Origin of the sequence: Streptomyces sp. RB17 (assembly GCF_009604455.1) — a bacterium.
In the GTDB taxonomy this organism is placed as follows: domain Bacteria; phylum Actinomycetota; class Actinomycetes; order Streptomycetales; family Streptomycetaceae; genus Streptomyces.
In genome coordinates, this window is record NZ_WEGL01000004.1 from 518,861 (window position 1) to 544,109 (window position 25,249).

Below are 25,249 nucleotides of genomic sequence, written 5' to 3' on the forward strand. Positions count from 1 at the left end.
CGGGTGTTCGGTGACACCCGCGGGAAGCGGGATCAACGATGCCGTGGCGCGGTCCGCCCCACCACCATCAGCTTGTTGCAATGCGAGGGGCGGAGCCTGACATATACCCGGGCATAACAGTCCTTTACGGCGGCCCTGTTGAGGCGAGCCGTGTTGCGGACCCGGTCCACGCCCGCGCATAGTTGCGCTGCGGAAGTGGCAACACACCGGGGGTGAAATGGGCGATGGCCGGGCGCGGGGCGGAGCAGCATCCACATGGCGCCGACCGACTCTGCGCGGCCGGCGACCGGGTCTATTCCCGGGCCGTACGCCGGGGGCGCGTGCCGCGCACTGATGCCGAGGCGGTGCCCTGCCTGCTGGAACTGGCCCTGCTGCACCCGGACCCCGACGACATGGACTGGCTGGTGCCGACCTCCCCGCAGGAGGTCATGACCAGGCTGCTGCGCGGGGTCTACGACGAGGTCAGCGCGAGCCAGCGGCGGGTGGGCTCGGCGGTGGCCGCCTTCGAGTGGTACGCCGGTCTCGGCCGTCAGCCGGCCGCACTGGCCGCATCGGGCGAGGGCAGCGCGATCCGGGTGCTGGACGGGCTGTCCCGGATCCAGGCCGCGATGGACGAGGCGACCGAGGCGTGCACGACCGAGGTGCTCACCGTGCAGCCCGGCGGCATCCGCCGGGAGGCCGAGCTGACCGAGGGCCTGCACCGGGCGCTGGCCCTGCGCGGCCGGGGCGTGCGCATGCGCGACCTCTACACCCACGTGGCCCGCCACGGCCAGGGCCTGCTGAACTACCTGGAGCTGATGGGCGACACGGTGGAGGCCAGGACGCTGGACGAGGTCATCGACCGGCTGATCCTCTTCGACCGCACGGTGGCCTTCATCCCCGCCAACGCCGACCGCACGATGGCCCTGGAACTGCGCCACCCGGCCCTGGTCGAATACCTGGTCACGGTCTTCGAACGCCTCTGGCGCCTGGCCATCCCGCTCACCGCCGCGCTCCCCGACACCGGCATCGAGGGCATCTCGCACCGCGAGCAGTCCATCGCCGCGCTGCTCGCCGAGGGCCACCAGGACGCGGTGATCGCCGAGCGGCTCGGCATCAGCGTGCGCACCTGCCGCGCCCATATCGCCCGGCTGTCGGAGACCCTGGGGGCGGCCAGCCGTACCCAGCTGGGCGTGCGGATCGCCCAGGTCGGCCTGGACGGTCACCGCGGCGCCGGGCTGCCGGCCGGCGCGCTCACGGCTCCTGATCAAGGATCCCCGAGCGTGCGATGAGATAGCCCAGCTGGGCCCGGCTGTCGCTGCCGAGGGTGGCGGCGAGCTTGGCGATGTGCAGCCGGGCGGTGCGGATGTTCATGCCCAGGCGGTCGGCGATCACGGCGTCGGTGTGGCCCTCGACGAGGAGGGCGGCGATGGCGCGCTGGCGGGGCGTGACGCCGTTCACCGACGGTGGCCGCACCGCCTTCGGGAACATCGGCGTGGCCAGCCGCCAGAGCCGGTCGAAGGTCGTGACGAAGTACTTGATCAGCGCCGGGTGGCGGACCTCCAGGGCGAGGGTGCCGTTGTCGTCGGCCGGGACGAAGGCGACCTTGCGGTCGATGACGATGAGCCGGTCCGGCACCTCGTCGAGGCTGCGGGCCTCGGTGTCGCCGCGCCGGAAGTGCTCCAACGGCCCGTACACCTCCGGCACATGGCGCAGGGTGTGCTGGTAGAGGGTGCGGATACGGCCGCCGCGCTCCAGCAGCGCCTGATCCCGCCCGAAGGCGGTGCCCCGGGCCACCTCGCCGCGCCGGCCGGTGAGACCGGAGTGCGGCTGGATGGTCAGGGACTCCTCGGTGGCGTCGACCATCGCGTCGGAGATGGCCCGGTTGATCTGCTCGGTGCCGCTGAGCAGTCGCAGCATCGCCGGCTCGGTGCCGGTGCCGGGTGTCTGGCGTACGGCGACGCGCAGGAGCGGCTCGAACTGCTCCACCAGCCGGTCCTCGCGCCGCCGTTCCTCGGCGACCCGTGCCGCGGAGGCGCGCAGCAGCCGGTGCAGGGCCGCGGCGGGCGCGACCGGTTCGAGCAGTCCGACGTCGTCCAGGGCCGGGTGGAGCAGCCCGAAGTCGGTCAGGCAGGGCGCATCGGCGGCGTCGCCGACCGGTATCCGCCCCTCCCGCAGGGCCCGCTCGTACACCTCCTCTCCGGAGGCGCACAACTCCTCGACCCCGTGCTCCCGGTGTGTCACCGGCCCGCCCCCGCCCAGCCGCCCACCCCGAACGGCATCACCCCCCGTCAACGCGCCATCGCCGCCCTCCTGATCGAAGGCCACACCGACGCCCGCGTAGTCTGCGGGTATGGCGGCGTGGCCAGGTGCCGGAGCCGGTCGAAGACGGTCACGCGGCACACCCCGGCCCGTGCGTGGCTCACTCCCGGCCGTCCGGGGCCGACGGGGTGGTGTCCTTGTCCAGGATGCCCGACTGGGCGATGAGGTAGCCGAGTTGGGCCCGGCTGCCGCTGCCCAGGGCTGTTGCGAGCTTGGCGATGTGGGCCCGGCAGGTGCGGACGTTCATGCCCAGGCGGCGGGCGATCGCCTCGTCGACGTGGCCCTCCACGAGGAGCTTGGCGATGGAGTGCTGGATGTCGGTGATGCCGTCCGCGGCGGTTTCGTAGGGGGTGCCGGCGCTGAGGGGCACCGCGCGGTCCCACATGAACTCGAAGATCTTGACCAGGTACCGGACCAGTCCGGGATGGCGGAGTTCCAGCGCGACCTGCCGGTCGTCCCGTATGGGGATGAAGGCCACGGTCTCGTCGCAGATGATGAGGCGCTCCACCAGTTCGTCGATGGTGCGGTACTCCGCCTTCCCGTCGGCGAACTGGTTCACATAGGCGAGCCGCTCGGGGCTGTATCTGGCGGTGTGCTGGTAGAGGGTCCTGATCCGCACCCCGCGCTCGATCAGGGGCTTGTCGCGTTCCAGTCCCTCGATGAGCCGGCGCTCCGGGTGACGGGCGCTCGGCTGGACCGTGAGCATCTCGTTCCGGCACTGCGCGGTCGCCAGGTCCAGGGCCGTGTTGATCCGGTCGAGCCCCTCCAGCACGGTGATCGAGTGCGTGGACGCCGTGCCCTGGGCGCTGAGCGCCATGAACGGCTCGAACACGTCGGCCAGTTCGATCGACAGTCGCCTGCGCTCGGTGATTTCGCGTTCAATAGGGTTGAGCCGCTGGGCCAGGGCGACCGACGGAGGAACCGGGCGCAGCCAGTTCGGATCGTCGGGATCGGGGTGGAGCAGGGCGAACTCCATGAGGCAGGGGGCGGATTCCGCATCCGCGCGGGCGATACGCCCCGTGCGAAGCGCGTTTGCGTACAGTCGCCCTCCTTCCTCGCACAGATCGGTCACCGCGTGGGGATGTGTCGCTTTGGTCCGATTCGCTGTCAAATCTCCACCCCCCAGGGTCCTGAACATGCAGGAACATGATGCACTGATTGTGTGGCCATGACGTGCCCGAATGAGTCATCGTCTTATCCGACGGGGGAAGAGGGGACCTTCAAGTGAGGACGAAGCCGACTATGCGTAAGAGAATGCTTCGCTCGGTGCTTGTCGCCGCCTTCTCCGCCGTGGTGGCCTTCGGAACTCTGAGTGGCCTATCCGGTACGAAAGGCGACATCCGGGCGGACAGTGTCTGGTCGTTGGCGCCATCAGGTGCGACCGGTGGTTCGGGGACGCCTGTCACCGCGGACGACAGTGTGTGGAGCTGACGTGACCACTCCACCCGACGACCGATCCTTCCGCCGCGAAATGGCCACGGCCTACCGCTCCGGCTGGCACTTCATCGACCTGGTCACCGCCATCCCCCACAGTGGTGACTCGCTGATGGTGACCGTGTTCGGTGAGCCGGTCGTCGTGACGCGGGACGAGGACGAGGACGTGCGGGCGTACCGGTGCCTGCGCAAGCCGCGGGGTGCGCCCCAGCCGGTGCGGTGTGCCGTCCGGTACGGAATGATCTTTGTGAATCTCGACCAGCGGGACCACCGGCTCGCCGAGCCGACGGACCAGGAGCTGAGGACCGTCTCTGCCACCCCCCGCAGTGCCTGACGCGATTCCCCCGTCGTAAAAGATCGCTCAGGTGCTTCCCCCCGCAGCGGCGTCACCGTGACCTGAACACGGTGACGCCGCTGCAGTTTTCTGGGGGATATTCCATGGCATTTCGGGGTATGGGCGCGCTCCCAGGGTGGCTGAAAGTTATCGGTCGTCTCAGCCGTTCCCCAGGGCCCGCTCCACCTCGATCTCGATCACCACGCGCGCCGGATTCGGCCCCGGTGTCCGCTCGTAGCGCTCGGCATAGCGCCGTACCGCCTCCGCGACCCGTTCCGGCTCCGTCGACACCCTGGCCCGCCCCTCCAGCGTGGCCCAGCGCCGGCCGTCCACCTGGCACACCGCGACCCGGGCGCCCTCGGCCCCGGCCGCGCGCACATGCCGTACCTTCGCGCTGGTCCCGTTGGTGATCACCCTGGCCAGCCCGGCCTCCGCGTCGTACGTCACCCCCACCGGCACCACATGCGGACTGCCGTCGGGCCGGAGCGTCGTCAGGGTGCACAGATGGCGTTCCCGCCAGAACGCCAGGTACTGCTCGGAGTGGTTCGCCATGCCCGCAACCTAGTCCCCGCAGGACTTCCCCGGCCCTCCGCCCTACCCCTCAGCACCTTGAGCGGAATAGGCTCAACTTTGTGTACGCTGGTCAAGTCAGCGCTGGAGTGTGTGGCCGAGGAGGAGAACGGACGACGTGGACGCCGAGCTGACCAACAGGAGCCGGGACGCGATCAACGCGGCAAGCAACCGTGCCGTGACCGAGGGGCACCCGGACCTCACCCCCGCTCACCTGCTGCTGGCGCTGCTCGCCGGGCAGGACAACGAGAACGTCACCGACCTGCTCGCGGCCGTGGAAGCCGACCAGGCCGCCGTGCGCGCGGGCGCCGAGAAGATCCTGGGCGCGCTGCCCAGCGTGACCGGGTCCACGGTCGCGCCCCCGCAGCCCAACCGTGAGCTGCTGGCCGTGCTCGCCGACGCCGGCGAGCGTGCCAAGGAGCTCGGTGACGAGTACCTGTCGACCGAGCACCTGCTCATCGGCATCGCCGCCAAGGGCGGACGGGCCGGCGACCTGCTGCAGCAGCAGGGTGCGGACGCGAAGAAGCTGTTGCAGGCCTTCAAGAAGGCCAGGGGAGGACGCCGCGTGACCACCGCCGACCCCGAGGGCCAGTACAAGGCCCTGGAGAAGTTCGGCACCGACTTCACCGCCGCCGCCCGCGAGGGCCGGCTCGACCCCGTCATCGGGCGGGACCAGGAGATCCGGCGGGTGGTGCAGGTGCTGTCCCGCCGTACGAAGAACAACCCGGTGCTCATCGGCGAGCCCGGTGTCGGCAAGACCGCCGTGGTCGAGGGGCTCGCCCAGCGGATCGTCAAGGGGGACGTGCCCTCGTCGCTGAAGGACAAGCGGCTGGTCGCGCTCGACCTCGGGGCGATGGTGGCCGGCGCCAAGTACCGCGGTGAGTTCGAGGAGCGGCTGAAGGCCGTGCTGTCCGAGATCAAGGAGAGCGACGGCCAGATCATCACCTTCATCGACGAGCTGCACACCGTCGTCGGCGCCGGTGCCGGCGGCGACTCCGCCATGGACGCCGGCAACATGCTCAAGCCCATGCTGGCCCGCGGCGAACTGCGCATGGTCGGCGCCACCACCCTGGACGAGTACCGCGAGCGGATCGAGAAGGACCCGGCGCTGGAGCGCCGCTTCCAGCAGGTGCTGGTCGCCGAGCCGACCGTCGAGGACACCATCGCGATCCTCCGTGGCCTCAAGGGCCGCTACGAGGCCCACCACAAGGTCCAGATCGCGGACTCGGCGCTGGTGGCGGCGGCCACCCTCTCCGACCGCTACATCACCTCCCGCTTCCTGCCCGACAAGGCCATCGACCTCGTCGACGAGTCCGCCTCCCGCCTGCGCATGGAGATCGACTCCTCACCCGTCGAGATCGACGAACTCCAGCGCGCCGTCGACCGGCTCAAGATGGAGGAGCTGGCGATCGCCAAGGAGACCGACCCGGCCTCTGTCGCCCGCCTGGAGAAGCTGCGCCGCGACCTCGCCGACAAGGAGGAGGAACTGCGGCACCTGACCGCCCGCTGGGAGAAGGAGAAGCAGTCCCTCAACCGGGTCGGCGAGCTGAAGGAGAAGCTGGACGACCTGCGCGGCCAGGCCGAACGTGCCCAGCGAGACGGCGACTTCGACACCGCGGCCAAGCTGCTCTACGGCGAGATCCCGCAGCTGGAGAAGGAGCTGGAGGCCGCCTCCGAGGCCGAGGAGGAGGCCTCCAGGGACACGATGGTCAAGGAGGAGGTCGGCTCCGACGACATCGCCGACGTCGTCGCCGCCTGGACCGGCATCCCGGCCGGCCGCCTGATGGAGGGCGAGACGCAGAAGCTGCTGCGCATGGAGGACGAGCTGGGCAGGCGGCTCATCGGCCAGACCGAGGCCGTACGTGCGGTGTCGGACGCCGTGCGACGCTCCCGCGCGGGTATCGCCGACCCGGACCGCCCCACCGGATCCTTCCTCTTCCTCGGCCCGACCGGCGTCGGCAAGACCGAACTGGCCAAGGCCCTCGCGGACTTCCTCTTCGACGACGAGCGGGCCATGGTCCGCATCGACATGTCGGAGTACGGCGAGAAGCACAGCGTGGCCCGCCTGGTCGGCGCGCCCCCCGGGTACGTCGGCTACGAGGAGGGCGGCCAGCTCACGGAGGCGGTCCGCCGCCGCCCGTACTCCGTCGTCCTCCTGGACGAGGTGGAAAAGGCCCACCCCGAGGTCTTCGACATCCTGCTCCAGGTGCTGGACGACGGCCGCCTGACGGACGGTCAGGGCCGTACGGTCGACTTCCGCAACACCATCCTGGTGCTCACCTCCAACCTGGGCAGCCAGTTCCTGGTCGACCCGCTGACGTCCGAGGCGGAGAAGAAGGAGCAGGTCCTGGAGGCCGTCCGAGCCTCCTTCAAGCCGGAGTTCCTGAACCGGCTGGACGACCTGGTGGTCTTCTCCGCACTGACCAAGCCCGAGCTGGAGCGGATCGCCCAGCTCCAGATCGAGCGCCTCGGCAGGCGCCTGGCCGAGCGGCGCCTGACCCTCGACGTCACCCCGGAGGCGCTGGCCTGGCTCGCGGAGGAGGGCCTGGACCCGGCCTACGGCGCCCGCCCGCTGCGCCGCCTCGTCCAGACCGCCATCGGCGACCGCCTCGCCAAGGAGATCCTCTCCGGCGAGATCAAGGACGGCGACACGGTCCGCGTCGACCGCTTCGGCGGGGGGCTGCTGGTGGGGCCGGCGACGGGGAAGACGCTGTGACGCTCACAGCGTGAACGCGGTGAACCGTACGAGGGCCCGGCCGTGGCTCTCGTACGTCACCTCCACCGAGACCGCGTCCGCGTCGGCGCGTGGCCCCCACCGCATCGACCCCACTGGTTCACGGGTCGTCCACCCGACCAGCCGGATCTTGTCAGCCAAAGGCTGACAGGCCCCGTCAGGGCTTGCCACCCCCCTCCCCGCATGGGGGAGGATGGCGGAATCCGCATGAAGGGAAATACACGGTGAGCATCGACCCGTCCTCGATTCCGAACTTCGGGGGCCAGCCCGAACCGCAGCCCCAAGGACCGGCGGGCCCCGTCGTCCCGGATCAGGATCTTGTGAAGCAGCTCCTCGACCAGATGGAGCTGAAGTACGTCGTGGACGAGGAGGGTGACCTCGCGGCGCCGTGGGAGCAGTTCCGCACCTACTTCATGTTCCGTGGAGAGGGCGAACAAGCCATCTTCTCGGTGCGGACCTTCTACGACCGCCCGCACAAGATCGACGAGAAGCCGCAGCTGCTGGAGTCCGTCGACGACTGGAACCGCCGCACCCTGTGGCCCAAGGTGTACACGCACACCCACGACGACGGCACCGTCCGGCTGATCGGCGAGGCCCAGATGCTGATCGGCACGGGCGTCGACATCAACCACTTCGTCTCCTCGACCGTCAGCTGGGTGCGGGCCGCGATCGAGTTCGACCGGTGGCTCGTCGAGCAGCTCGGCCTGGAGCAGGACGTCAACGAATCGGACAACCCCGAGAACCCCGAGAACGACGGGGAGTAAGCCCCGCCCCGCCGCCTACAGCGGCTCCTGCGCGTACACCAAGAGGTACGCGCCGTAGACATGGCTGAGCCCGGCCAGGGCCGCGACCAGCACGGTCGCGTGCCAGGGCCGGGCTTTCGCCGTGCGCGCCAGCCCCTGGGCCAGCGGCAGCAGCAGCGGGAACGCCGGCAGCAGGAACCGCGGCTTGGACTCGAAGAAGCCCGACCCGCCGAGCGCGACCAGCAGCAGCAGCCCGCTGAAGACGAGCAGCGGCAGCGGAGCGCGGTCCAGGAGCAGCAGCGCGTACAGCACCGTCGCCGCCGTGACCAGGACCAGGGCCATCGGGAACACGAACCGGCTGCTGTGCAGCAGCATCGAGCGCACGAAGTGCAGCGAGCCGTGTCCGAAGTCGAACGCCGACCCCCACAGTCGCTGCACCTCGAAGTAGCCCCCGAGCAGATCCCCCTTCCGCTGCCCGACCCACAGCACATACGCCGTCCAGCCCAGCGGGGCGAGCGCCGCGCCCGTCCACAGCCTGTGGGAAACTTTTCCGCGCCGCCGCCACAGCTCGGTCCCGGCCACGGTCAGCACCGCGGCGGCGACCGCGAACCCGTTCGGCCGGGCCAGCCCCGCGAGCGCCGCCAGCGCGCCCGCCCAGAGCCAGTTCCCGGCCAGCAGCGCGTACAGCGACCAGGCCGCGAACGCGGTCAGCACCGGCTCGGTGTACGCCATCGACAGCACCACCGCGTGCGGCAGCAGCCCCCACAGCAGCACCAGCGCGACACCGGTGGCCCGCCCGTGCAGGCGGGCGCCGACCGCGTGGATCCCCGCGGCGGCCACCGCGGCCCCGGTCCACGAGATCAACAGCCCCGCGGTGTCCCCGCCGACCGGGATCAGCGCGGTCACCGCCCGCAGCAGCGCCGGGTACAGCGGGAAGAACGCCAGGTCGCTGTGCGGGCCCGGCTCGCGGGAGGGGAGATCGTGACCGTAGCCGTGCGTCGCGATGCCCAGGTACCAGACCGAGTCCCAGGACCGGGCGAGCAGCGTCAGCGGATGCCGCCCGGCGACCTGCGCGACGAGCGCGAGCACGGCGACCCCGGTGAGCCGGACGCCGAGGAACAGGCCCACGGCGACCCCGCCCGCGCGGACGAGGGAGGGCCGGGCGCGATCTCGCTGCGCCGGCTTCGTCGTGGCCACGGGCGGGGAGAGGGTGGTGCTGGCGTGGGTCACACCTGAGCACCCTGCAAGGACGGGTGCGCGGATGCGAGCAGGTGGGCGCCGAGTGGGGGTGGGTTCACCTGTGTCGAGTACGGCAGGGGTCCTGACGGGGTGCGGGCGCGCATCCCGAGTGATGGGTGGCCGGCCGCCGGGTGCGGTGGCGGGCGCCTCGCCCCGGATCCCGGCCCCCGTTTCCCCTGCCGAGCGCGCCGCATCCGGCCAATCCCCCCACGAGGACGAGCACCGCGCCCCCGAAGTGCATCCTCATGCTCCCCTCCGTATGTTGTCGGGCGACATGCGCTTTCGGACGCCGGGAACCATCGGGACCGTCCCCGGTCCTTCGGCCAGGAGGTGCTCACATCGCCCGCAACCGCTCCGCCGCCTCCCGCAGGACCTCCTCCCGCTTGCAGAACGCGAACCGCACGAACGGTGCCCCCGCCTCCCGGTCGTCGTAGAACACGGCGTTGGGGATGGCCACCACGCCGGCCCGTTCCGGCAGGGTGCGGCAGAAGCCGAAGCCGTCCTTCTCGCCGAGGGGGCGGATGTCGGTGGTGATGAAGTACGTGCCGGCCGGGACGAAGACCTCGAAGCCGGCCTCCGTCAGGCCCTGCGCCAGGATGTCCCGTCGGGCCAGCATGGACCGGCGGAACTCCTCGAAGTAGGTGTCGGGCAGGGCCAGTGCCTCGGCGACCGCGTACTGGAAGGGGCCCGAGGAGACGTACGTCAGGAACTGCTTCACCGAGCGGACCGCGGACACCAGCTCCGGCGCGGCAGTGACCCAGCCGACCTTCCAGCCGGTGAAGGAGAACGTCTTGCCGGCCGAGCCGATCGTCACCGTGCGCTCGCGCATCCCCGGGAAGGACGCGAGCGGCAGATGCTCGGCGTCGTCGAAGACCAGGTGCTCGTAGACCTCGTCCGTGACCACCAGCAGGTCCCGCTCGACCGCAAGCCCGGCGATCGCGGCCAGCTCCGCGCGCGTGAGGACCGTACCGGTGGGATTGTGCGGGGTGTTGATCAGCAGGAGCCGGGTGCGGTCGGTGACCGCCGCGCGCAGTTCGTCCAGGTCCAGGCGGAAGCTGCCGTCGTGCGGGCGCAGGGTCACCGGCACGCGCGTGCCGCCCGCCATGGCGATGCTCGCCGCGTAGGAGTCGTAGTACGGCTCCAGGGCCACGACCTCGTCGCCCGGCTCCACCAGCGCCAGCAGCGCGGCCGCGATCGCCTCCGTCGCGCCCGCCGTGACCAGCACCTCGGTGTCGGGGTCGTACGACAGCCCGTACCGGCGCCGCTGGTGCGCGGCGATCGCGGTGCGCAGCTCCGGGATGCCCGGCCCCGGCGGGTACTGGTTGCCGCGGCCGTCGCGCAGTGCCCGTACGGCCGCCTCCCTGACCTCCTCGGGGCCGTCGGTGTCGGGGAAGCCCTGGCCCAGGTTGATCGACCCGGTGGACAGGGCGAGCGCGGACATCTCGGCGAAGATCGTCGTCCCGAACTCGGCGAGCCGGCGATTGAGGTGAGGGCGTGCGCTGGAGGTCATGGCGGCCATCCTGCGCCCAAGCTCTGGAGTTCCTCAACACTGCTTCGCTGATGGGCGCCTGCGTCGACACCCAACCCACCATCGCTCACCAGGGGAAGGGCTGTCCTCGGCTGTCGCCATCTGTCGTCGTCGCCTGCCTTCGGACGGCCCACAGACGGCCCCAGGGATCCCCCGGGGCCGCTAGTGGTTCCGGTTGTCCGGCCCCCTCGATGCGAACTATGGGCATGGTGGTCGCCGAGGTCGATCGGGCACGTCAGCTGGTTGCTTGGGGGTGGCGGCGGTCGGTCCTGGGCGCAGAGGTTGCGGTCCCCCGGTGCTGTACGGGGCGCTTCCTTACGATGCGGTGGCTTCCTCGACTGAGTCTCGAACATCAAGTACAGAGCCGGCCCCCGTCAGTTCGAGCACCCTCAGAAGCTGAGGCGTCGGCTCAGCCACACGCAACGCGGTCATGGGACGGACGCGGAGTAGCAGATTCAAGAAAGTTGAATCTGCAAAGGTTACCCGGGAGGCGTCCACCACGACCTTGGAGTACTTTTCCGACGCGTCTTCCAGGGCCTCAGCCAACGGCGCGATGTTCTGCATGTCGTAGTGGCCGTGCGCGACGATCATCCACGCACCGTCCCACTCGTACTGAAGAACTGCAGCTGACTCCGGAACAGGCCCATTGACCTGCTCCTTCGACGGTTCGCTGGTTGCGTCTGCCGGACTCACGTTCTCAGTATGGAGGCCTGGTGGGGCAAGCTGAAGCCCGGAAGATTAAAGATCGAGAGGCCTCAGCGGGCGAAACCGGACCCCTGCACACCAGCTATTGGGCCTGGCCTCATCCTTATCAGGTCGATCACGCCACTGATGTCAGGAACGGAGGCTCTCTTGACACGGGGCCACGTTGCCAACGCATGCCCATAACGGACAGCGGCGAGTGCGAGCCCCGTGGCTTCACTGATCGGCACCTGCGCCGGTACCCGAAGCAACGTCTCTGAGCAGGGGGGGAGCGGTCGGCAACTGTCGTCGTCTGTCGTCTTCGGCCGCCCTCGGACGGCCCCAGGGATAACGCCGGGCTTGGACAGCGTCACGCCAGGCGCGACGGGCGACGAGGACTATTGCCCGCTCAGTTCGTCCAGCAGTTTCGTGTTTTGTACGGCCGTAGGAGTGATTAAAAGATGAATGACGTTAGGCTCTGATCCTTTTTGCACATCGTTCTCCAGGTATCTGCCCGATCCGGGGCACAGCAGCGGAGGAGAACATATGAGGACCGTCCGGAAGATTGCAGCGGTGGCCACGGCCACCTGCGGAATCCTCTTCGCCGGCATCGGGGTGGCCAGCGCTTGCCCCCAGGACAACGGCGGGGGGGACAACATCCCCGTACTGAGCAACATCAACACGATGAACTGGGACGACTCGCCCTTCTGCGGAGTTCAGGTCAAGACCAAGGACACCCAGCAGAAGACGTCCTGTGTGGTAGTGCACAACGAGGGCAGCACTAACAGCCCGGTGTACATCAGCACCTTCTGATCTTGATCTTTCATAGCGGTCCGGCGGTTCGCCCGTCGGACCGTTTGGCTTGTCGGGGCGTTCGCAGGTAGGTGAGTGATCCGGCTGTTGTGTCGGGTGCGCGCCCAGGGGTTCGGCATGGTTCGGCCTCACTGCGGTTCATCATGCGGCGGTCGGTGAGGCAGGCGGTTGGCGTAGTGACTTTGGCCGGGAGCTGCTTTGGCGCGAGTGATCACGGCCCCGTAAGCTTCCGGCGCGTCGGGCAGGCTGTGGACCTGCCCGGTAAAGCACGACGTTGGGGCCATGATCTTCGAGGCGTAGAGAAACCTGTAACGGGCTCTAGCTGGTGCGGCTGTGTCTTGTCTCGGTTGATGCTTGACGTTGTGGCTGCGGCTTGCCGCGAAGTGGCTGAGCGCGATCGAGACGGACATGACGCGGGGCCAGTACACGGATCCCAAGTCCGTGCGGATCACGTTCCGGCAGTACGCCGAAAAGTGGTTGGACAGCAAGACATCCGGCCCGATGACCCGGAAGGAACTCGGCCGGCGCCTACGCCTGCACGTCTGCCCGGTGCTTGGCTCCCGGCCGGTCGGGACCTTCCGGCCCGAGCACATCCGGGAGCTCCTGGCCGCGCTGGAAGCGAAGCCCGGTGTTGGCGCTTCGTACGTCCGGAACATCTTCGCGGACGTTCAGTCGGTCCTGTCTGCCGCTGTGGATGACTCGCTCCTGTCGCGCAATCCGTGCGGCGCGCGAACCGTGCGGCGGTCCAAGCCCGACGCTCACCCGGTGGTCCCGTAGGTGCCCGCGCAGGTGTTCGCCGTTCGAGCGGCGCTGCTGGAGCGGTACCGAGCGATGGTCGATGTCGGCGCCGGATGCGGCCTCCGCCACGGGGAAGTGTTCGGGCTGGCCGAGGACGCCATCGACGCTGACGGGCGCACGCTTCACGTCGTGCGGCAGATCAAGCACGTTGAGGGCCACCCGGTGTTCGCCCTCCCCAAGAGAGGCAAGAAGCGCGCTGTGCCGCTTCCCAATTCTGTTGCGGATGGCTGTTCTCGGACGGCTCAGGGACGGCGTCAGCCGCTGATATCAGCCGTCACTCGCGTCTTTGGCCCCCGGTCACCAGCGGCCCGATCGGCGCTCACACAGCTCATCCGGGGTACGGGTGTGCCCTTCGTGGCACCTGCGGCAATCCCCTGTTGGCGGCGCGGGTTGCAGTCGCGGTGCCGGAGGATTGCGGCCATGCTGTTAGGGGAGCGTGGCTGGCTTCGCGCGGGCGGTGTGCATCGGTGACCGCGTTGCATAGGAAGGCTGCTGGCATGACAACGGTGCCGAACAGGAGACAGCAAGGGCTTGGGGGGCTCGGCAGCAGCGAAACGATCGACGACGCGTCCAAGTTTGCCGGGATCATGATGATGGTCAGCGGGCCCCTCAGCATCCTGATGGGCGCAGCCGGAATCGCACACGACACTCTGTTCGCCGCGTCCCGGTACGCCTACCGGTTTGACATCACGTCCTGGGGCTGGATCCACCTTGCGATGGGAGTGGCCCTCGTCATTGCCGGCCTGGGTGTCCTGACAGGTCGGAGTTGGGGTCGCGGGGCCGGTGTAGCGGTGGCAGCGATCAGCCTGATCACCCAGTTCATGTTCGTTCCTTACTACCCGTTGTGGGCCATCCCCGTGATGACACTCGACCTCCTGATCCTGTTCGCGCTGACGAGGGTCCATATCGAGACCCGCGACGGTCGGTGAACCTCGCCGCCGTGCAGCGTGCCGGAGAGGAAGAACACGGACCACAGACGGCCCAGTGAGACGCTGAAGGCCCCTGACCTCCCTGTCTGTGCAGGTCAGGGGCCTTTTCCGTGCCTTGACCCTCAGAAGTTCCTCAACTCTGCTTTGAGCCCTGGGACGGCCGGGCATCTGCCGGTCACCGCGGCCCACGGGGGGCCGCTTCGGGGGAACGGAAGGAGGGTGACGCCATGGTCGTCGGCATCATCTTCATCCTGGTCGTGGGCGCGTTCGTGACCGTCACGGCGCTGGCGGGCGCGCGGACCGGGAACCGGCAGCGCAAGGTCTCGCTCGGCAAGAGCGGCCGCGGGCGGTCCGGGTCGTACCGCTCGTCGTCTTCTTCGTCCTCGGCGTACGACGACAGCCGTAGCTGGTGGGCGGGCAGCGTCGACTCCGGCTCGTCGGGCGGCCACCACGGCGGCCATGGCGGGCACCACGGCGGCCACTCCTGTGGTGGCGGTCATTCCTGCGGGGGCCACTCCTCCTGCGGCGGGGGTTCGTCGTGCGGCGGCGGGGGCGGATGCGGGGGAGGCAGCTGACACGGGGCAGCCGAGCTCCCGGGGGAACCGTATCCGGGCCACCGCACGCGGGCGCCCGCCGGGCGGGAACAGCCGGTGGGCGCCCGCCGTTCGTATCCCGCGCGTGGCGCCCGCCGTTCGTATCCCGTGCGAGGCGCCCGCTGTTCGTATCCCGTGCGCGGCGCTTGCCGTTGGGAACCGTGCGCGGCACCCACCGCTCGGATCCGACGCCGGCGCCCGCCGTTCACGACTGCCGTACCCCGTGCCCGCCGTTCGCTTCCGATGCCCGGCGCTCGGCCCCCGCTTTCCGCGCCGGGCGTACGCCATGGTTGAACAGTTGAGCAGTGGAGCCCTCTGAGGGATGTAAACCCCACGAAGTTGGGTAAAAACGCTGTGGGGGCGCCTCTTTTCATGATTCCCTCTAAATCGCCAACGCAGCCCCTCGGACCTCCCTGAGACTCCCGCCCCGGCCGAGCCGGCTGGGCTGACATGGCCGATCTCCCCCCTCATCGCGTGTTAGCGGAGCCGACCCATGCTCACGACCCTGAACACCTCCTACACCGATACGCGCGCTGCCGACCTGGCGTGGGCCCTGGGACGGGAGCCGCTGCCGGCCCTGGCCACGCTCGACCTGGAACTCACCGGGGCCAAGCTCCAGTTGAGACTGCTCGGCGCGTCCCACCAGGTGCTGCTGGACGAGGAGCGCGGCATCTGTTCGGAGACGGTCGCCTGCATCCCCGGCTCCAGCACCCCGCTGCCGCTCGGCGTCGCCAAGCGCGTCGGCGACTGGGAGTACGAGTTCGCAGCCCGCGTCGAGGTGCTCACCCCCGGCTCGTTCGCGGGCCGCGCCCAGGAGCTGCTGGCCCTCGTCTCCGACCATCCGCACGGCCTCGCCGGTGTCTTCCCGGGCAGCCCGCACGCCTTCACCGCCATGCTGGCCCAGCGCCACGAGGGCCAGGTGCACTGGCGCACCTGGCACGCCTACCCGCAGGACGGGCAGTTGGTGGCCACGCGGACCCGGGTCGGGGTGCGGGTGCGGACCGCTCAGCTGAGCTGAGCACGCCGTGAGGAGATAAACCCACCCGCCGTCAACTCCCTCCAGATCCACACGTGTGGGTGACGAAGCGTGCCGAGCGCGTGACGTAACGTCGCAGCGTGATCGAACCGCACGCCCCCGCGCCCCCGGGTTGCCCGCCGTCCTGGACAGCCCCCGCCCGGCTGCCCGTCCGGCCCGGCACCGGGCGGTTCCTGGTCCTCGTGTGCGTCTTCGTCTGCGCGGCCTGCGGACTCGTCTACGAACTCGAACTCGTCGCGTTCGCCTCGTACTTGATGGGTGACTCGGTCACCCAGGCCTCCGTCGTGCTGTCCGTGATGGTGTTCGCGATGGGCGTCGGCTCCCTCGGCGCCAAGCGGTTGCGCTGGCACGCGGCGGCCGGCTTCGGCGCGATCGAGACCGCCCTCGCGCTCATCGGCGGCTGCAGCGCGATGGCGCTCTACGCCGTCTTCGCCTGGACCGGCGGCTGGGGCGGGCTGTGGGCCGAGGGCCCGCGCTGCCTCCTGGTCGCCTTCTCCCTCGCCATCGGCCTGCTCATCGGCGCCGAAGTCCCGCTGCTGATGGAGCTGATCCAGCGCATCCGCCACCAGGACGCGGGCGGCGCGGTCGCCGACCTGTTCGCGGCGGACTACGTCGGCGCGCTGGTCGGCGGCCTCGCCTTCCCCTTCCTCCTCCTGCCCGTTCTGGGCCAGTTGACGGGCGCGCTGCTCACCGGCACGGTCAACGTGGTGGCCGGCGGCGCCCTGGTCCTCGGTCTCTTCCGCCGCGACCTCACCCGCAGGGCCCGCTGGACCCTGCTCCTCGTCGGCCTCGCCGTCCTCGGCGTCCTCGCCTCCGCCGCCGCGCTCGCCGACGAGTTCGAACGCGCCGCCCGGCACGCCGTCTACGGCAACGACGTCCGGGTGGCCGAACAGACCGACGTCCAGGAGGTCGTCCTCGCCGGCGGCACCGCCGGCAGGCCCCTCGACCTCTTCCTGGACGGCCGGCTCCGCGTCGGCGGCCGCGACGAACGCCGCTACCACGAGGCACTCGTCCACCCGGCCATGTCCGGCGGCCCGCACGCGCGCGTGCTGATCCTCGGCGGCGGCGACGGCCTGGCCGCCCGCGAGGTGCTGCGCCACGGCGGAGTGCGCCGCGTCGACGTCGTCGAACTCGACCCCGGTCTGCTCCGCCTGGCCCGCCACGACCCCGGCCTCGCCGCCGCCAACGGCCACGCCTACGACGACCCCCGCGTCCACACGACCACCGCCGACGCCCTCGGCTGGCTGCGCACCGCGCCCCCCTCCCGGTACGACGTGGTGATCGCCGACCTCCCCGACCCCTGCATCACCGCCAGCACCAAGCTGTACTCCCAGGAGTTCTACGGCCTGGCCCGCCGGGTCCTCGCCCCGGGCGGCCGGCTCGTCGTCCACGCCGGGTCCGTCGCCAGCCGTCCCCATGTCTTCTGGACGGTCGCCGCGACCCTGCGCGCCGCCGGCCTCGCCGGCTCCCCCTACCGCGTCCTCGGCCACGACTCCGGCTTCCCGGCCGGCCCCGACCGCTCGGCAGACGCGTCCGGAGCCCCGCACGACTGGGGTTTCCTGCTGGCGGCCCCGGGGGCCACCCCGCCGCCGCTGCGACTGACCACCGGGCCGCTGCACACGCTGACGCAGGCGGAACTGACGGCGGACGCGCGGGCGACGGAACGGACCCGGATCGGCGGACTGCCGGCGTCCACGCTGGTGCATCCGCGGTACTGACGAGCCGGTCAGGTGAGGGTGATTTCCGGTCACACCTGGGTAGGCTCACCGGACATGGAGCACCAGGTCTTCGTCCCGGTCCCGCTCGAGCCGCTCAGAGCCGCCCTCGCCGACCCCGCGCGCGTCGCCCGCGCGGTCCCCGGCCTGCAACAGGACGCCGGCGCCGAGCCCGTCGCCGGACGCCTGAAGCTCCGCGTCGGAGGGCACTCCGTCACCTACCGCGGTACGGCACGGGTGGCCGCCCGCGCCGACGGCACGTACACCGTCGAGGCCGACGCCACCGAGGCCCGCGGCACCGGCGCCGTGAAACTCGCCCTCACCCTGCGCCTCGCCGTCGCCGAAGGCGGTACGACGGTCACGGTCGAGGGCACGGCCGACGCGGACGGCCGCATCGCGGAGCTGCCGGCGGACGCGGTGCACGCGGCGGCGACCCGCCTGCTGAACCGTTTCGTGGAGAACCTGGCGACGGAGCCCGCGGCGGCCTCGGACGAGGAGCAGCCTGAGGCACCGGAGCCTGAGGCACCGGAGCCTGAGGCTGAGCACGCCTCCGTCTTCGACACCGAGATCCCCCCGCCCTCCCTCGACCCGGCGGCCGACCGTCTCGCCGAGGACTTCGCCGACACCGGCGAGCCCCCCGCCGAGGCCGCCCACGCCCGCCGCACGATGATCGGCCGCAGCGCGGAGGAGGTCGACCACGCCCCGCCGCGCGGGCGCTACGCACCCGTCCCGGCACCCCAGACGGTGAGCGCCGCATCGGCACTGCGCTGGGCGGCACCGGCGGCGGCACTGGTCGTGGCGTCGGCGATCGTCGTGACCAGGGCCCTCCGTAAACGCCGCTGAGCGAAAGCACCCTGTACGGGGCGCGGGGAACCGAGCGATCTCCCCAGTACTGTCTTCCCGTGAGTAACGAAGACATCACGCTGACCGCAGGCAACGCGGAAGTACGCCTCAGCCCCGCCAACGGAGGCCGTATCAGCAGCCTCAAGGTCAATGCCCTGGAGCTGCTGAGGCAAGGGCACCGCTACGGCTGCTTCCCGATGGTGCCCTGGTGCGGCCGCACCAAGGACGGCCGCTTCCTGGACGGCGGCACCGTCCGCCAGATGCCACTCAACTCCCCGCCCCACGCCATCCACGGCACCGCCCGCGACGGCGCCTGGCGCACCGCGCGCGTCTCGGAGAACGAGGCGGTGATCACGTACGACCTGGTCGAGCCCTGGCCGCACCCCGGGCGCGTCACCCACGTCGTCACGCTCGCCGAGGACAGCCTGACGCTGACGATGTCGGTGGAGGCACGGGACGACTCCTTCCCGGCGCAGATCGGCTGGCACCCCTGGTTCAACCGGAGCCTCGTGGGCGAGGACGGTGCGGTCGGCGAGGACGTCACGGTCGGCTTCAAGCCCGCCTGGCAGGAGGAGAGGGGGGCGGACCACCTGCCGACCGGGAACCGGATCGCCCCCGAGCCCGGCCCCTGGGACGACTGCTTCGGCATGCCCGGCGGCGTCGACGTCACCCTCACCTGGCCCGGGCAGCTTCAGCTGAAGGTGGCCAGCCGCGAGGAGTGGGTGGTCGTCTACGACGAGCAGGCCGAGGCCGTGTGCGTGGAGCCGCAGACCGGCCCGCCCAACGGCCTGAACACCCTCCCGCGCCTGGTCACCCCGCTGGAGCCGCTGGAGGCGACGACGACCTGGAGCTGGCAGCGCCCTTAAGCTGGTCGGCATGACGGACGTACGTGGCGCGCTGCTGCAGCAGATCAAGGACAAGGCCGTGGTGCACGGCAAGGTGACCCTCTCCTCGGGTCTGGAGGCCGACTACTACGTCGACCTGCGCCGCATCACCCTCGACGGCGAGGCCGCCCCGCTGGTCGGTCAGGTGCTCCTGGATCTGACCGCGGACCTGGAGTTCGACGCGGTGGGCGGTCTGACCATGGGCGCCGACCCGGTCGCCGCGGCCATGCTGCACGCCGCCGCCGCGCGCGGGAAGCGGCTGGACGCGTTCGTCGTACGGAAGGCGGCCAAGGCGCACGGTCTGCAGCGGCGCGTGGAGGGCCCGGACATCACGGGCCGCCGGGTGCTCGTCGTCGAGGACACCTCCACCACCGGCGGTTCCCCGCTGACCGCCGTCGAGGCCGTGCGCGAGGCCGGCGCCGAGGTCGTCGCCGTCGCGACCATCGTCGACCGGGCCACCGGCGCCGCCGAGAAGATCGAGGCCGGCGCGGGCGTTCCGTACCGTTTCGCCTTCTCGAAGGATGAACTGGGTCTGGACTGACGACGCGGATTGACCTGGACTTGACCGGCGCATGGACCATCGGTCCATGTCTGGAAAGATGGGGACGACGACGGCGTCGAAACCCTCAGGTCTAGGTCAGGGCCGTAACGCACAACCCCAACCCGCAACACAAGGAGCGGACAGATGCCCATCGCAACCCCCGAGGTCTACAACGAGATGCTCGACCGGGCGAAGGCAGGCAAGTTCGCCTACCCGGCCATCAACGTCACCTCGAGCCAGACCCTGAACGCGGCGCTGCGCGGCTTCGCGGAGGCGGAGAGCGACGGCATCGTCCAGATCTCGACCGGCGGTGCCGAGTTCCTCGGCGGCCAGTACAGCAAGGACATGGTCACCGGCGCGGTCGCGCTCGCCGAGTACGCGCACATCCTCGCCGAGAAGTACCCGGTCAACATCGCGCTGCACACCGACCACTGCCCGAAGGACAAGCTCGACGGGTACGTACGTCCGCTGATCGCGGTCTCCGAGGAGCGCGTGAAGGCCGGCCGGAACCCGCTGTTCCAGTCCCACATGTGGGACGGCTCCGCCGAGACCCTCGCCGACAATCTCGCCATCGCCCAGGAGCTGCTGGAGCGCACCCGCGCCGCCAACATCATCCTCGAGGTGGAGATCACCCCGACCGGTGGCGAGGAGGACGGCGTCTCCCACGAGATCAACGACTCCCTGTACACGACGGTCGAGGACGCGATCCGCACCGCCGAGGCCCTGGGCCTCGGCGAGAAGGGCCGCTACCTGCTGGCCGCCTCCTTCGGCAACGTGCACGGCGTCTACAAGCCGGGCAACGTCGTGCTCCGCCCCGACCTGCTGAAGGAGCTGAACGACGGCGTCGCCGCCAAGTTCGGCAAGCAGTCCCCGTTCGACTTCGTCTTCCACGGCGGCTCCGGCTCCACCGAGCAGGAGATCCTCACCGCGCTGGACAACGGCGTCGTGAAGATGAACCTCGACACGGACACCCAGTACGCCTTCACCCGTCCGGTCGCCGCCCACATGTTCCAGAACTACGACGGCGTCCTGAAGGTCGACGGCGAGGTCGGCAACAAGAAGGCCTACGACCCGCGCACCTGGGGCAAGCTGGCCGAGGCGAGCATGGCCGCGCGTGTCGTCGAGGCGACGCAGAACCTGCGCTCCGCGGGTAACAAGATCAAGTAAGCGGTACGTCCGTTCCACGGCGGGCCCGGCGGCTGTCCACGGTCGCCGGGCCGCTGTATACCTGGGGGCATGCCCGATGTCCGGCTGGCCTCGCCCCAGGGCAAGTGGATCCTGCTCACCACGATCCTCGGTTCCAGCATGGCGCTGCTGGACTCGACCGTCGTCAACGTGGCGCTTCCGCGCATCGGCGACGACCTGGGCGCGAGCCTGTCCGCCCTGCAATGGACGGTCAACGCGTACATGGTCACGCTGGCCGGGCTGATCCTGCTGGGCGGCTCGCTGGGCGACCACTACGGCCGACGGAAGATCTTCGTGCTGGGCGTGGTGTGGTTCGCTGCGGCGTCGTTGCTGTGCGGCCTGGCGCTGAACCCGCTCATGCTGATCGCCTCACGGGCCCTGCAGGGCATCGGCGGCGCGCTGCTGACCCCCGGCTCCCTGGCGATCATCCAGTCGTCCTTCGATCGCGACGACCGCAGCCGGGCCGTCGGCCTCTGGTCCGGCTTCGGCGGGATCGGCGCGGCGGTCGGCCCGTTCCTGGGCGGGTGGCTGGTGGCCGGCCCCGGCTGGCGCTGGGTGTTCCTGCTGAACGTCCCGCTGGCCCTGCTGTGCGTACCGGTGGCGCTGAGGCACGTCCCGGAGTCGAGGGACGGCGGCAAGCACGCCCGCTTCGACGTCCTCGGCGCGACACTGGGCGCCCTTGCGCTGGCCCTGCTGACGTACGCGCTGATCGAGGCGAAGGCGGGCTCCCTGGTGGTGGCCCTGACGGCGGTGGCGGGCCTGGCGGCGGCGGTGGCCTTCGTCCAGGTGGAGCGACACCGCCCGGACCCGATGCTCCCGCCGGACATCTTCGCCTCGCGCCAGTTCACAGCGGTCAACCTGGTCACTCTGTGCGTGTACGCGGCGTTCGGCGGCTTCTTCTTCCTCACCGCACTGCAACTCCAGGTGGTGGCGGGCTACTCACCCCTGCAAGCCGGTACGGCGCTGCTGCCGACGACGGCCCTGATGCTCCTCTTCTCCGCCCGCTCCGGCGCCCTGGCGGACCGCACGGGCCCGCGCCTGCCACTGAGCGTCGGCCCGCTGCTGTGCGCGGCGGCGATGCTGCTGATGCTCCGGGTGGGCCGGAACGCCGACTATCTCACCGACGTCCTCCCGGCCCTCCTGGTCATGGGCGCGGGCATGGTGACGCTCGTGGCCCCCCTGACGGCGACGGTGCTCGCCTCGGTCGACACCGCGCGGGCCGGCCTGGCCAGCGGCGTCAACAACGCGGCGGCGCGGGCGGCGGGCCTGCTCGCGGTCGCCGCGCTGCCGCTGCTCGCGGGGATGGGACCGGAGGCGTACCGGTCGCCCACGGCGTTCGACGCCGCGTTCAACCGCGCGATGCCGATCTGCGCGGGCGTCCTGGTGGCCGGCTCGCTGCTGGCCTTTGCCTTGGTCCGCCGCCCGGCCCCTGACTGCCTCCGCCCGGAGTGCCAGGTACACGGCTGCGTGACGGCTCCGCCGCTGGAGGGGGAGCGGAGGGGGTAGGTACGGTCGTTTCCGGATGCGGGACCGGGTGCGGGACCGGATGCGGGACCGGGGCCGTCCGCGGGTGCGGGTCGGGTGCCGGTGCGAGTGCGGGGCGCCTGGTGGGCCGGTCGCGCGGTTCCCCGCGCCCCTTCGGGGCACCTCCCGGTGAGCAGCGCCCCGGACCGGGCAGGAAACCAGTGAACGGGACCGGCAAACTGGACCCCATGACGATTCACGAAAACCTCCTCGGCGGTCCGCCCCCCACCCACCTCCCCGACGACCCCGAGCCCCGCCAACAGCTCGCGGCCGGCACCGCTCCCGCGGACGTCGCCGCCAAGTACCCCACTTCCTCCCTCGCCTGGGCCCAGCTGGCGGACGAGGCGTTCGAGCGCGGCGCGGTCGTGGAGTCGTACGCCTATGCCCGTACCGGCTACCACCGCGGCCTCGACGCCCTGCGCCGGGCCGGGTGGAAGGGCCACGGCCCGGTCCCCTGGGAACACGAGCCGAACCGTGGCTTCCTGCGTGCCCTGCACGCCCTGGCCCGCGCCGCCCAGGCGATCGGCGAGCAGGAGGAGTACGAGCGCTGCTCGCAGTTCCTGAAGGACTCCTCCACGACCGCGGCCCAGACGCTGGGCTAGCCCGACGGCAGTCCCCGGTGTGGCCCGTCTGGCAGCAGGCGGGCCTTGCCGTATCGGGGTCCATTGCGGAGGATGCCGGGTGGGGACCGGGGCCCCCGTGCCGGCATCGGCAGGGGCGGACCGCTACCCGGAGCAACAACAGGAGACAGCGATGTCCCAACCGGCTCAGCAGTCCTTGCAGACTCAGGAGCCCGAGACTCCGCATCTCGATTTCGCGGGCACGACGCCGTACGAGGACTACGTCAGGGCGGACGTGCTCACCCACCTCCAGCACACCCTCTCCGACGATCCCGGAGAGATGGTCTTCCTGGTCACGACCCAGGTCATGGAGCTGTGGTTCACCGTCATCGTCCATGAGTGGGAGACCGCCGCGGCCGCTGTGCGCGGCGACGACGTACCGACCGCGATCGCCGCGCTGAAGCGTTCCGTACGGGAACTGGAGGCCCTCAACGCCTCCTGGACGCCCCTCGGTCAGCTCACCCCGGCGCAGTTCAACGCGTACCGCTCCGCCCTCGGCGAGGGCTCCGGCTTCCAGTCGGCGATGTACCGGCGCATGGAGTTCCTGCTCGGCGAGAAGTCCGCGTCCATGCTCGTACCGCACCGCGGCGCCCCCCGCGCGCACGCGGAACTGGAGAAGGCGCTGCACGAGCCGAGCCTGTACGACGAGGTGCTGCGGCTGCTGGCCCGGCGCGGGCACACGATCCCCGCGTCCGTCCTGCACCGGGACGTCTCCCAGCGCTACGAGCCCTCCGACGCGGTCGAGCAGGCCTGGGCGGCGATCTACTCCGGCGACCAGGACGCCGAACTCGTCCGCCTGGGCGAGGCGTTGACCGACGTCGGCGAACTGGTCTGGCGCTGGCGCAACGACCACCTGGTCGCCACCCGCCGTGCGATGGGCGCCAAGCCCGGCACGGGCGGCTCGGCCGGCGTGACGTGGCTGGAGAAGCGCGCCCGCAAGAACGTGTTCCCGGAGCTGTGGACGGCGAGGTCCCATGTCTGAGCCGGTACTGGAGGCGGAGAAGCTGGACGAGGCCGACGGGCTCGCACAGCTCAGGTCCCGCTTCGTCCTCGACGAGGTGATCTACCTCGACGGAAACTCCCTGGGCGCCCTCCCCGCGAACGTCCCCGACCGCGTGGCCGACGTGGTCCGCCGCCAGTGGGGCGAACTGCGCATCCGTTCCTGGGAGGAGAGCGGCTGGTGGACCGCCCCCGAGCGGATCGGCGACCGGATCGCCCCGCTGGTCGGCGCCGCGGCCGGGCAGATCGTCGTGGGCGACTCCACAAGTGTCAACGTGTTCAAGGCACTGGTGGCCGCCGTACGGATGGCGGGCGAGGACCGTACCGAGATCCTGGTGGACGCCACGACGTTCCCCACGGACGGCTACATCGCCGAGTCGGCGGCCCGGCTGACCGGCCGCACCCTGCGTGCCGTGACCCCGTCGCGAGTGCCGGGGGAGCTGAGCGGCCGTACGGCGGCGGTGCTGCTGAACCATGTCGACTACCGCACGGGCCGCCTGCACGACCTGCCGGGGCTGACCGCCGCGATCCACGCCGCCGGCGCCCTCGCGGTCTGGGACCTGTGCCACAGCGCGGGCGCGCTGCCGGTGGGGCTGGACGAGCACGGGGTCGACCTGGCGATCGGCTGCACGTACAAGTACCTGAACGGCGGCCCGGGTTCCCCGGCGTACCTGTACGTCCGCCGCGATCTCCAGCCCCGCTTCGACTCCCCGCTGCCCGGCTGGAACTCGCACACCGATCCCTTCGGCATGAGCCCGTCGTACGCCCCGGCACCGGGCGCCCTGCGCGGCCGCGTGGGCACCCCGGACATCCTGTCGATGCTGGCCCTGGAGGCGGCCCTGGACGTCTGGGACGACGTGTCCGTCTCCGCCGTCCGCGCCAAGTCCCTCGCGCTGACGGACTTCTTCCTGCGGTGCGTGCGGGCGTACACCGAGCCGGGTCGCGTGGAGTCCGTGACCCCCGAGCGGCACGAGGAACGCGGCAGCCAGGTCGCCCTGCGCTGCGACGACGCGGGCGAGGTGATGAAACGCCTGATCGCCCGGGGCGTCGTGGGCGACTTCCGGCACCCCGACGTCCTCCGCTTCGGTTTCACCCCGCTGTACGTCACCTTCGCCGAGACGGAGCGGGCGGCCCGGATCCTGGCCGAGGAACTGGCGTAGGGGGAGGGGCTGGGGGACCTAGGGGGAGAGGCCTGGGGGAGGGGC

At 70.7% G+C, this 25,249-nt stretch carries 24 protein-coding genes and 1 pseudogene; 19 read left to right on the forward strand and 6 right to left on the reverse strand.

Going from position 1 to position 25,249, the window contains the following annotated elements; genetic code table 11:
- Positions 1 to 224 precede the first annotated feature (224 nt).
- Positions 225 to 1,271 carry a helix-turn-helix transcriptional regulator gene (locus tag SRB17_RS20240; protein ID WP_153540603.1) on the forward strand — a complete coding sequence of 349 codons (1,047 nt, stop codon included), beginning with the start codon at positions 225 to 227 and terminating at the stop codon, positions 1,269 to 1,271.
- Here the strand turns inward: SRB17_RS20240 and SRB17_RS20245 are convergent.
- Positions 1,234 to 2,223 carry a helix-turn-helix transcriptional regulator gene (locus SRB17_RS20245; protein WP_323375982.1) on the reverse strand — a complete coding sequence of 330 codons (990 nt, stop codon included), beginning with the start codon at positions 2,221 to 2,223 and terminating at the stop codon, positions 1,234 to 1,236. The two genes, SRB17_RS20240 and SRB17_RS20245, sit on opposite strands and share 38 nt — an antisense overlap.
- Before the next feature lie 3 nt (positions 2,224 to 2,226).
- Between SRB17_RS20245 and SRB17_RS48510 the strand changes: the two are divergent.
- A pseudogene (locus SRB17_RS48510) lies at positions 2,227 to 2,316 on the forward strand (helix-turn-helix transcriptional regulator); the annotation flags it as partial.
- Between the two features lie 85 nt (positions 2,317 to 2,401).
- On the opposite strand, the gene SRB17_RS20255 reads toward SRB17_RS48510, so the two are convergent.
- Positions 2,402 to 3,439: a helix-turn-helix transcriptional regulator gene (locus tag SRB17_RS20255; RefSeq protein ID WP_194294068.1), complete on the reverse strand. Its 1,038-nt coding sequence runs from the start codon at positions 3,437 to 3,439 to the stop codon at positions 2,402 to 2,404.
- A gap of 294 nt (positions 3,440 to 3,733) precedes the next feature.
- Here SRB17_RS20255 and SRB17_RS20260 point away from each other — a divergent pair, with 294 nt between their 5' ends.
- Positions 3,734 to 4,069, forward strand: a complete 336-nt coding sequence (locus SRB17_RS20260; RefSeq protein WP_323375983.1) for a hypothetical protein — start codon at positions 3,734 to 3,736, stop codon at positions 4,067 to 4,069.
- A 159-nt stretch (positions 4,070 to 4,228) separates the two neighbouring features.
- Here SRB17_RS20260 and SRB17_RS20265 read toward each other — a convergent pair whose 3' ends face one another.
- The gene (locus SRB17_RS20265; protein WP_153540609.1) at positions 4,229 to 4,621 is read right to left on the reverse strand and encodes a pyridoxamine 5'-phosphate oxidase family protein; all 393 of its coding nucleotides are present in this window, start codon (positions 4,619 to 4,621) and stop codon (positions 4,229 to 4,231) included.
- A 136-nt stretch (positions 4,622 to 4,757) separates the two neighbouring features.
- On the opposite strand from SRB17_RS20265, the gene clpB reads away from it, so the two are divergent.
- Together clpB and SRB17_RS20280 are read left to right on the forward strand one after the other, a co-directional pair.
- The gene (gene clpB, locus SRB17_RS20270) at positions 4,758 to 7,355 is read left to right on the forward strand and encodes an ATP-dependent chaperone ClpB (RefSeq protein ID WP_323375984.1); all 2,598 of its coding nucleotides are present in this window, start codon (positions 4,758 to 4,760) and stop codon (positions 7,353 to 7,355) included.
- A 242-nt stretch (positions 7,356 to 7,597) separates the two neighbouring features.
- On the forward strand, positions 7,598 to 8,137 hold the full coding sequence (locus SRB17_RS20280; RefSeq protein ID WP_323375985.1) for a YbjN domain-containing protein: 540 nt from the start codon (positions 7,598 to 7,600) through the stop codon (positions 8,135 to 8,137).
- A gap of 15 nt (positions 8,138 to 8,152) precedes the next feature.
- Here SRB17_RS20280 and SRB17_RS20285 read toward each other — a convergent pair whose 3' ends face one another.
- From SRB17_RS20285 to SRB17_RS20295, 3 genes are all read right to left on the reverse strand, one after another.
- Positions 8,153 to 9,346 (reverse strand): hypothetical protein, encoded by a 1,194-nt coding sequence (locus tag SRB17_RS20285; protein ID WP_416237069.1) that lies wholly within the window; start codon positions 9,344 to 9,346, stop codon positions 8,153 to 8,155.
- Positions 9,347 to 9,689: 343 nt separating this feature from the next.
- Complete coding sequence (locus SRB17_RS20290; RefSeq protein ID WP_153540615.1) at positions 9,690 to 10,874, reverse strand: pyridoxal phosphate-dependent aminotransferase; 1,185 nt, start codon at positions 10,872 to 10,874, stop codon at positions 9,690 to 9,692.
- 324 nt (positions 10,875 to 11,198) lie between these two features.
- Positions 11,199 to 11,576 (reverse strand): STAS domain-containing protein, encoded by a 378-nt coding sequence (locus SRB17_RS20295; protein WP_323375986.1) that lies wholly within the window; start codon positions 11,574 to 11,576, stop codon positions 11,199 to 11,201.
- Positions 11,577 to 12,110: 534 nt separating this feature from the next.
- Here SRB17_RS20295 and SRB17_RS20300 point away from each other — a divergent pair.
- The 14 genes from SRB17_RS20300 (at position 12,111) to kynU (ending at position 25,204) form a co-directional block, all read left to right on the forward strand.
- Entirely contained in the window at positions 12,111 to 12,377 is a 267-nt protein-coding gene (locus SRB17_RS20300; protein WP_153540617.1) for a hypothetical protein, read from the forward strand.
- Positions 12,378 to 12,878: 501 nt separating this feature from the next.
- Positions 12,879 to 13,154: a hypothetical protein gene (locus SRB17_RS48090; RefSeq protein WP_323376044.1), complete on the forward strand. Its 276-nt coding sequence runs from the start codon at positions 12,879 to 12,881 to the stop codon at positions 13,152 to 13,154.
- A gap of 518 nt (positions 13,155 to 13,672) precedes the next feature.
- Positions 13,673 to 14,104, forward strand: coding sequence for a hypothetical protein (locus SRB17_RS20310; protein ID WP_228396144.1), 432 nt, complete (start codon positions 13,673 to 13,675; stop codon positions 14,102 to 14,104).
- A gap of 227 nt (positions 14,105 to 14,331) precedes the next feature.
- Entirely contained in the window at positions 14,332 to 14,679 is a 348-nt protein-coding gene (locus SRB17_RS20315) for a hypothetical protein (RefSeq protein WP_153540621.1), read from the forward strand.
- A 511-nt stretch (positions 14,680 to 15,190) separates the two neighbouring features.
- Positions 15,191 to 15,715, forward strand: coding sequence for a DUF2617 family protein (locus tag SRB17_RS20320; protein ID WP_153540623.1), 525 nt, complete (start codon positions 15,191 to 15,193; stop codon positions 15,713 to 15,715).
- A gap of 98 nt (positions 15,716 to 15,813) precedes the next feature.
- Positions 15,814 to 17,451: a polyamine aminopropyltransferase gene (locus tag SRB17_RS20325; RefSeq protein ID WP_323375987.1), complete on the forward strand. Its 1,638-nt coding sequence runs from the start codon at positions 15,814 to 15,816 to the stop codon at positions 17,449 to 17,451.
- A 54-nt stretch (positions 17,452 to 17,505) separates the two neighbouring features.
- Complete coding sequence (locus SRB17_RS20330; RefSeq protein ID WP_153540625.1) at positions 17,506 to 18,291, forward strand: SRPBCC domain-containing protein; 786 nt, start codon at positions 17,506 to 17,508, stop codon at positions 18,289 to 18,291.
- A 59-nt stretch (positions 18,292 to 18,350) separates the two neighbouring features.
- Positions 18,351 to 19,157, forward strand: a complete 807-nt coding sequence (locus SRB17_RS20335; protein WP_323375988.1) for an aldose 1-epimerase — start codon at positions 18,351 to 18,353, stop codon at positions 19,155 to 19,157.
- 10 nt (positions 19,158 to 19,167) lie between these two features.
- Positions 19,168 to 19,716 carry an orotate phosphoribosyltransferase gene (pyrE, locus tag SRB17_RS20340; protein ID WP_153540630.1) on the forward strand — a complete coding sequence of 183 codons (549 nt, stop codon included), beginning with the start codon at positions 19,168 to 19,170 and terminating at the stop codon, positions 19,714 to 19,716.
- A gap of 144 nt (positions 19,717 to 19,860) precedes the next feature.
- The gene (gene fbaA, locus SRB17_RS20345) at positions 19,861 to 20,883 is read left to right on the forward strand and encodes a class II fructose-bisphosphate aldolase (protein WP_153540633.1); all 1,023 of its coding nucleotides are present in this window, start codon (positions 19,861 to 19,863) and stop codon (positions 20,881 to 20,883) included.
- A gap of 69 nt (positions 20,884 to 20,952) precedes the next feature.
- On the forward strand, positions 20,953 to 22,407 hold the full coding sequence (locus SRB17_RS20350) for an MFS transporter (RefSeq protein WP_153540635.1): 1,455 nt from the start codon (positions 20,953 to 20,955) through the stop codon (positions 22,405 to 22,407).
- A gap of 206 nt (positions 22,408 to 22,613) precedes the next feature.
- The gene (locus SRB17_RS20355) at positions 22,614 to 23,027 is read left to right on the forward strand and encodes a DUF3151 domain-containing protein (RefSeq protein WP_153540638.1); all 414 of its coding nucleotides are present in this window, start codon (positions 22,614 to 22,616) and stop codon (positions 23,025 to 23,027) included.
- A gap of 151 nt (positions 23,028 to 23,178) precedes the next feature.
- A complete protein-coding gene (locus tag SRB17_RS20360) occupies positions 23,179 to 24,027 on the forward strand; it encodes a tryptophan 2,3-dioxygenase family protein (RefSeq protein WP_153540640.1) in 849 nt (282 codons plus the stop codon).
- Positions 24,020 to 25,204, forward strand: coding sequence for a kynureninase (gene kynU / locus SRB17_RS20365; RefSeq protein ID WP_153540642.1), 1,185 nt, complete (start codon positions 24,020 to 24,022; stop codon positions 25,202 to 25,204). The genes SRB17_RS20360 and kynU overlap by 8 nt, the downstream gene beginning before the upstream one ends.
- Positions 25,205 to 25,249: the final 45 nt, after the last annotated feature.

What these genes read in the sequence shown, in the direction of transcription:
- SRB17_RS48090 (WP_323376044.1), top strand. Translation starts at nt 12,879, where the DNA reads ATGACCCGGAAGGAACTCGGCCGGCGCCTACGCCTGCACGTCTGCCCG.
- SRB17_RS20265 (WP_153540609.1), bottom strand. Translation starts at nt 4,621, where the DNA reads ATGGCGAACCACTCCGAGCAGTACCTGGCGTTCTGGCGGGAACGCCAT.
- SRB17_RS20290 (WP_153540615.1), bottom strand. Translation starts at nt 10,874, where the DNA reads ATGGCCGCCATGACCTCCAGCGCACGCCCTCACCTCAATCGCCGGCTC.
- SRB17_RS20350 (WP_153540635.1), top strand. Translation starts at nt 20,953, where the DNA reads ATGCCCGATGTCCGGCTGGCCTCGCCCCAGGGCAAGTGGATCCTGCTC.
- SRB17_RS20240 (WP_153540603.1), top strand. Translation starts at nt 225, where the DNA reads ATGGCCGGGCGCGGGGCGGAGCAGCATCCACATGGCGCCGACCGACTC.
- SRB17_RS20355 (WP_153540638.1), top strand. Translation starts at nt 22,614, where the DNA reads ATGACGATTCACGAAAACCTCCTCGGCGGTCCGCCCCCCACCCACCTC.
- SRB17_RS20320 (WP_153540623.1), top strand. Translation starts at nt 15,191, where the DNA reads ATGCTCACGACCCTGAACACCTCCTACACCGATACGCGCGCTGCCGAC.
- fbaA (WP_153540633.1), top strand. Translation starts at nt 19,861, where the DNA reads ATGCCCATCGCAACCCCCGAGGTCTACAACGAGATGCTCGACCGGGCG.
- pyrE (WP_153540630.1), top strand. Translation starts at nt 19,168, where the DNA reads ATGACGGACGTACGTGGCGCGCTGCTGCAGCAGATCAAGGACAAGGCC.
- SRB17_RS20255 (WP_194294068.1), bottom strand. Translation starts at nt 3,439, where the DNA reads ATGTTCAGGACCCTGGGGGGTGGAGATTTGACAGCGAATCGGACCAAA.
- SRB17_RS20315 (WP_153540621.1), top strand. Translation starts at nt 14,332, where the DNA reads ATGGTCGTCGGCATCATCTTCATCCTGGTCGTGGGCGCGTTCGTGACC.
- SRB17_RS20300 (WP_153540617.1), top strand. Translation starts at nt 12,111, where the DNA reads ATGAGGACCGTCCGGAAGATTGCAGCGGTGGCCACGGCCACCTGCGGA.
- SRB17_RS20330 (WP_153540625.1), top strand. Translation starts at nt 17,506, where the DNA reads ATGGAGCACCAGGTCTTCGTCCCGGTCCCGCTCGAGCCGCTCAGAGCC.
- SRB17_RS20360 (WP_153540640.1), top strand. Translation starts at nt 23,179, where the DNA reads ATGTCCCAACCGGCTCAGCAGTCCTTGCAGACTCAGGAGCCCGAGACT.
- SRB17_RS20310 (WP_228396144.1), top strand. Translation starts at nt 13,673, where the DNA reads ATGACAACGGTGCCGAACAGGAGACAGCAAGGGCTTGGGGGGCTCGGC.
- kynU (WP_153540642.1), top strand. Translation starts at nt 24,020, where the DNA reads ATGTCTGAGCCGGTACTGGAGGCGGAGAAGCTGGACGAGGCCGACGGG.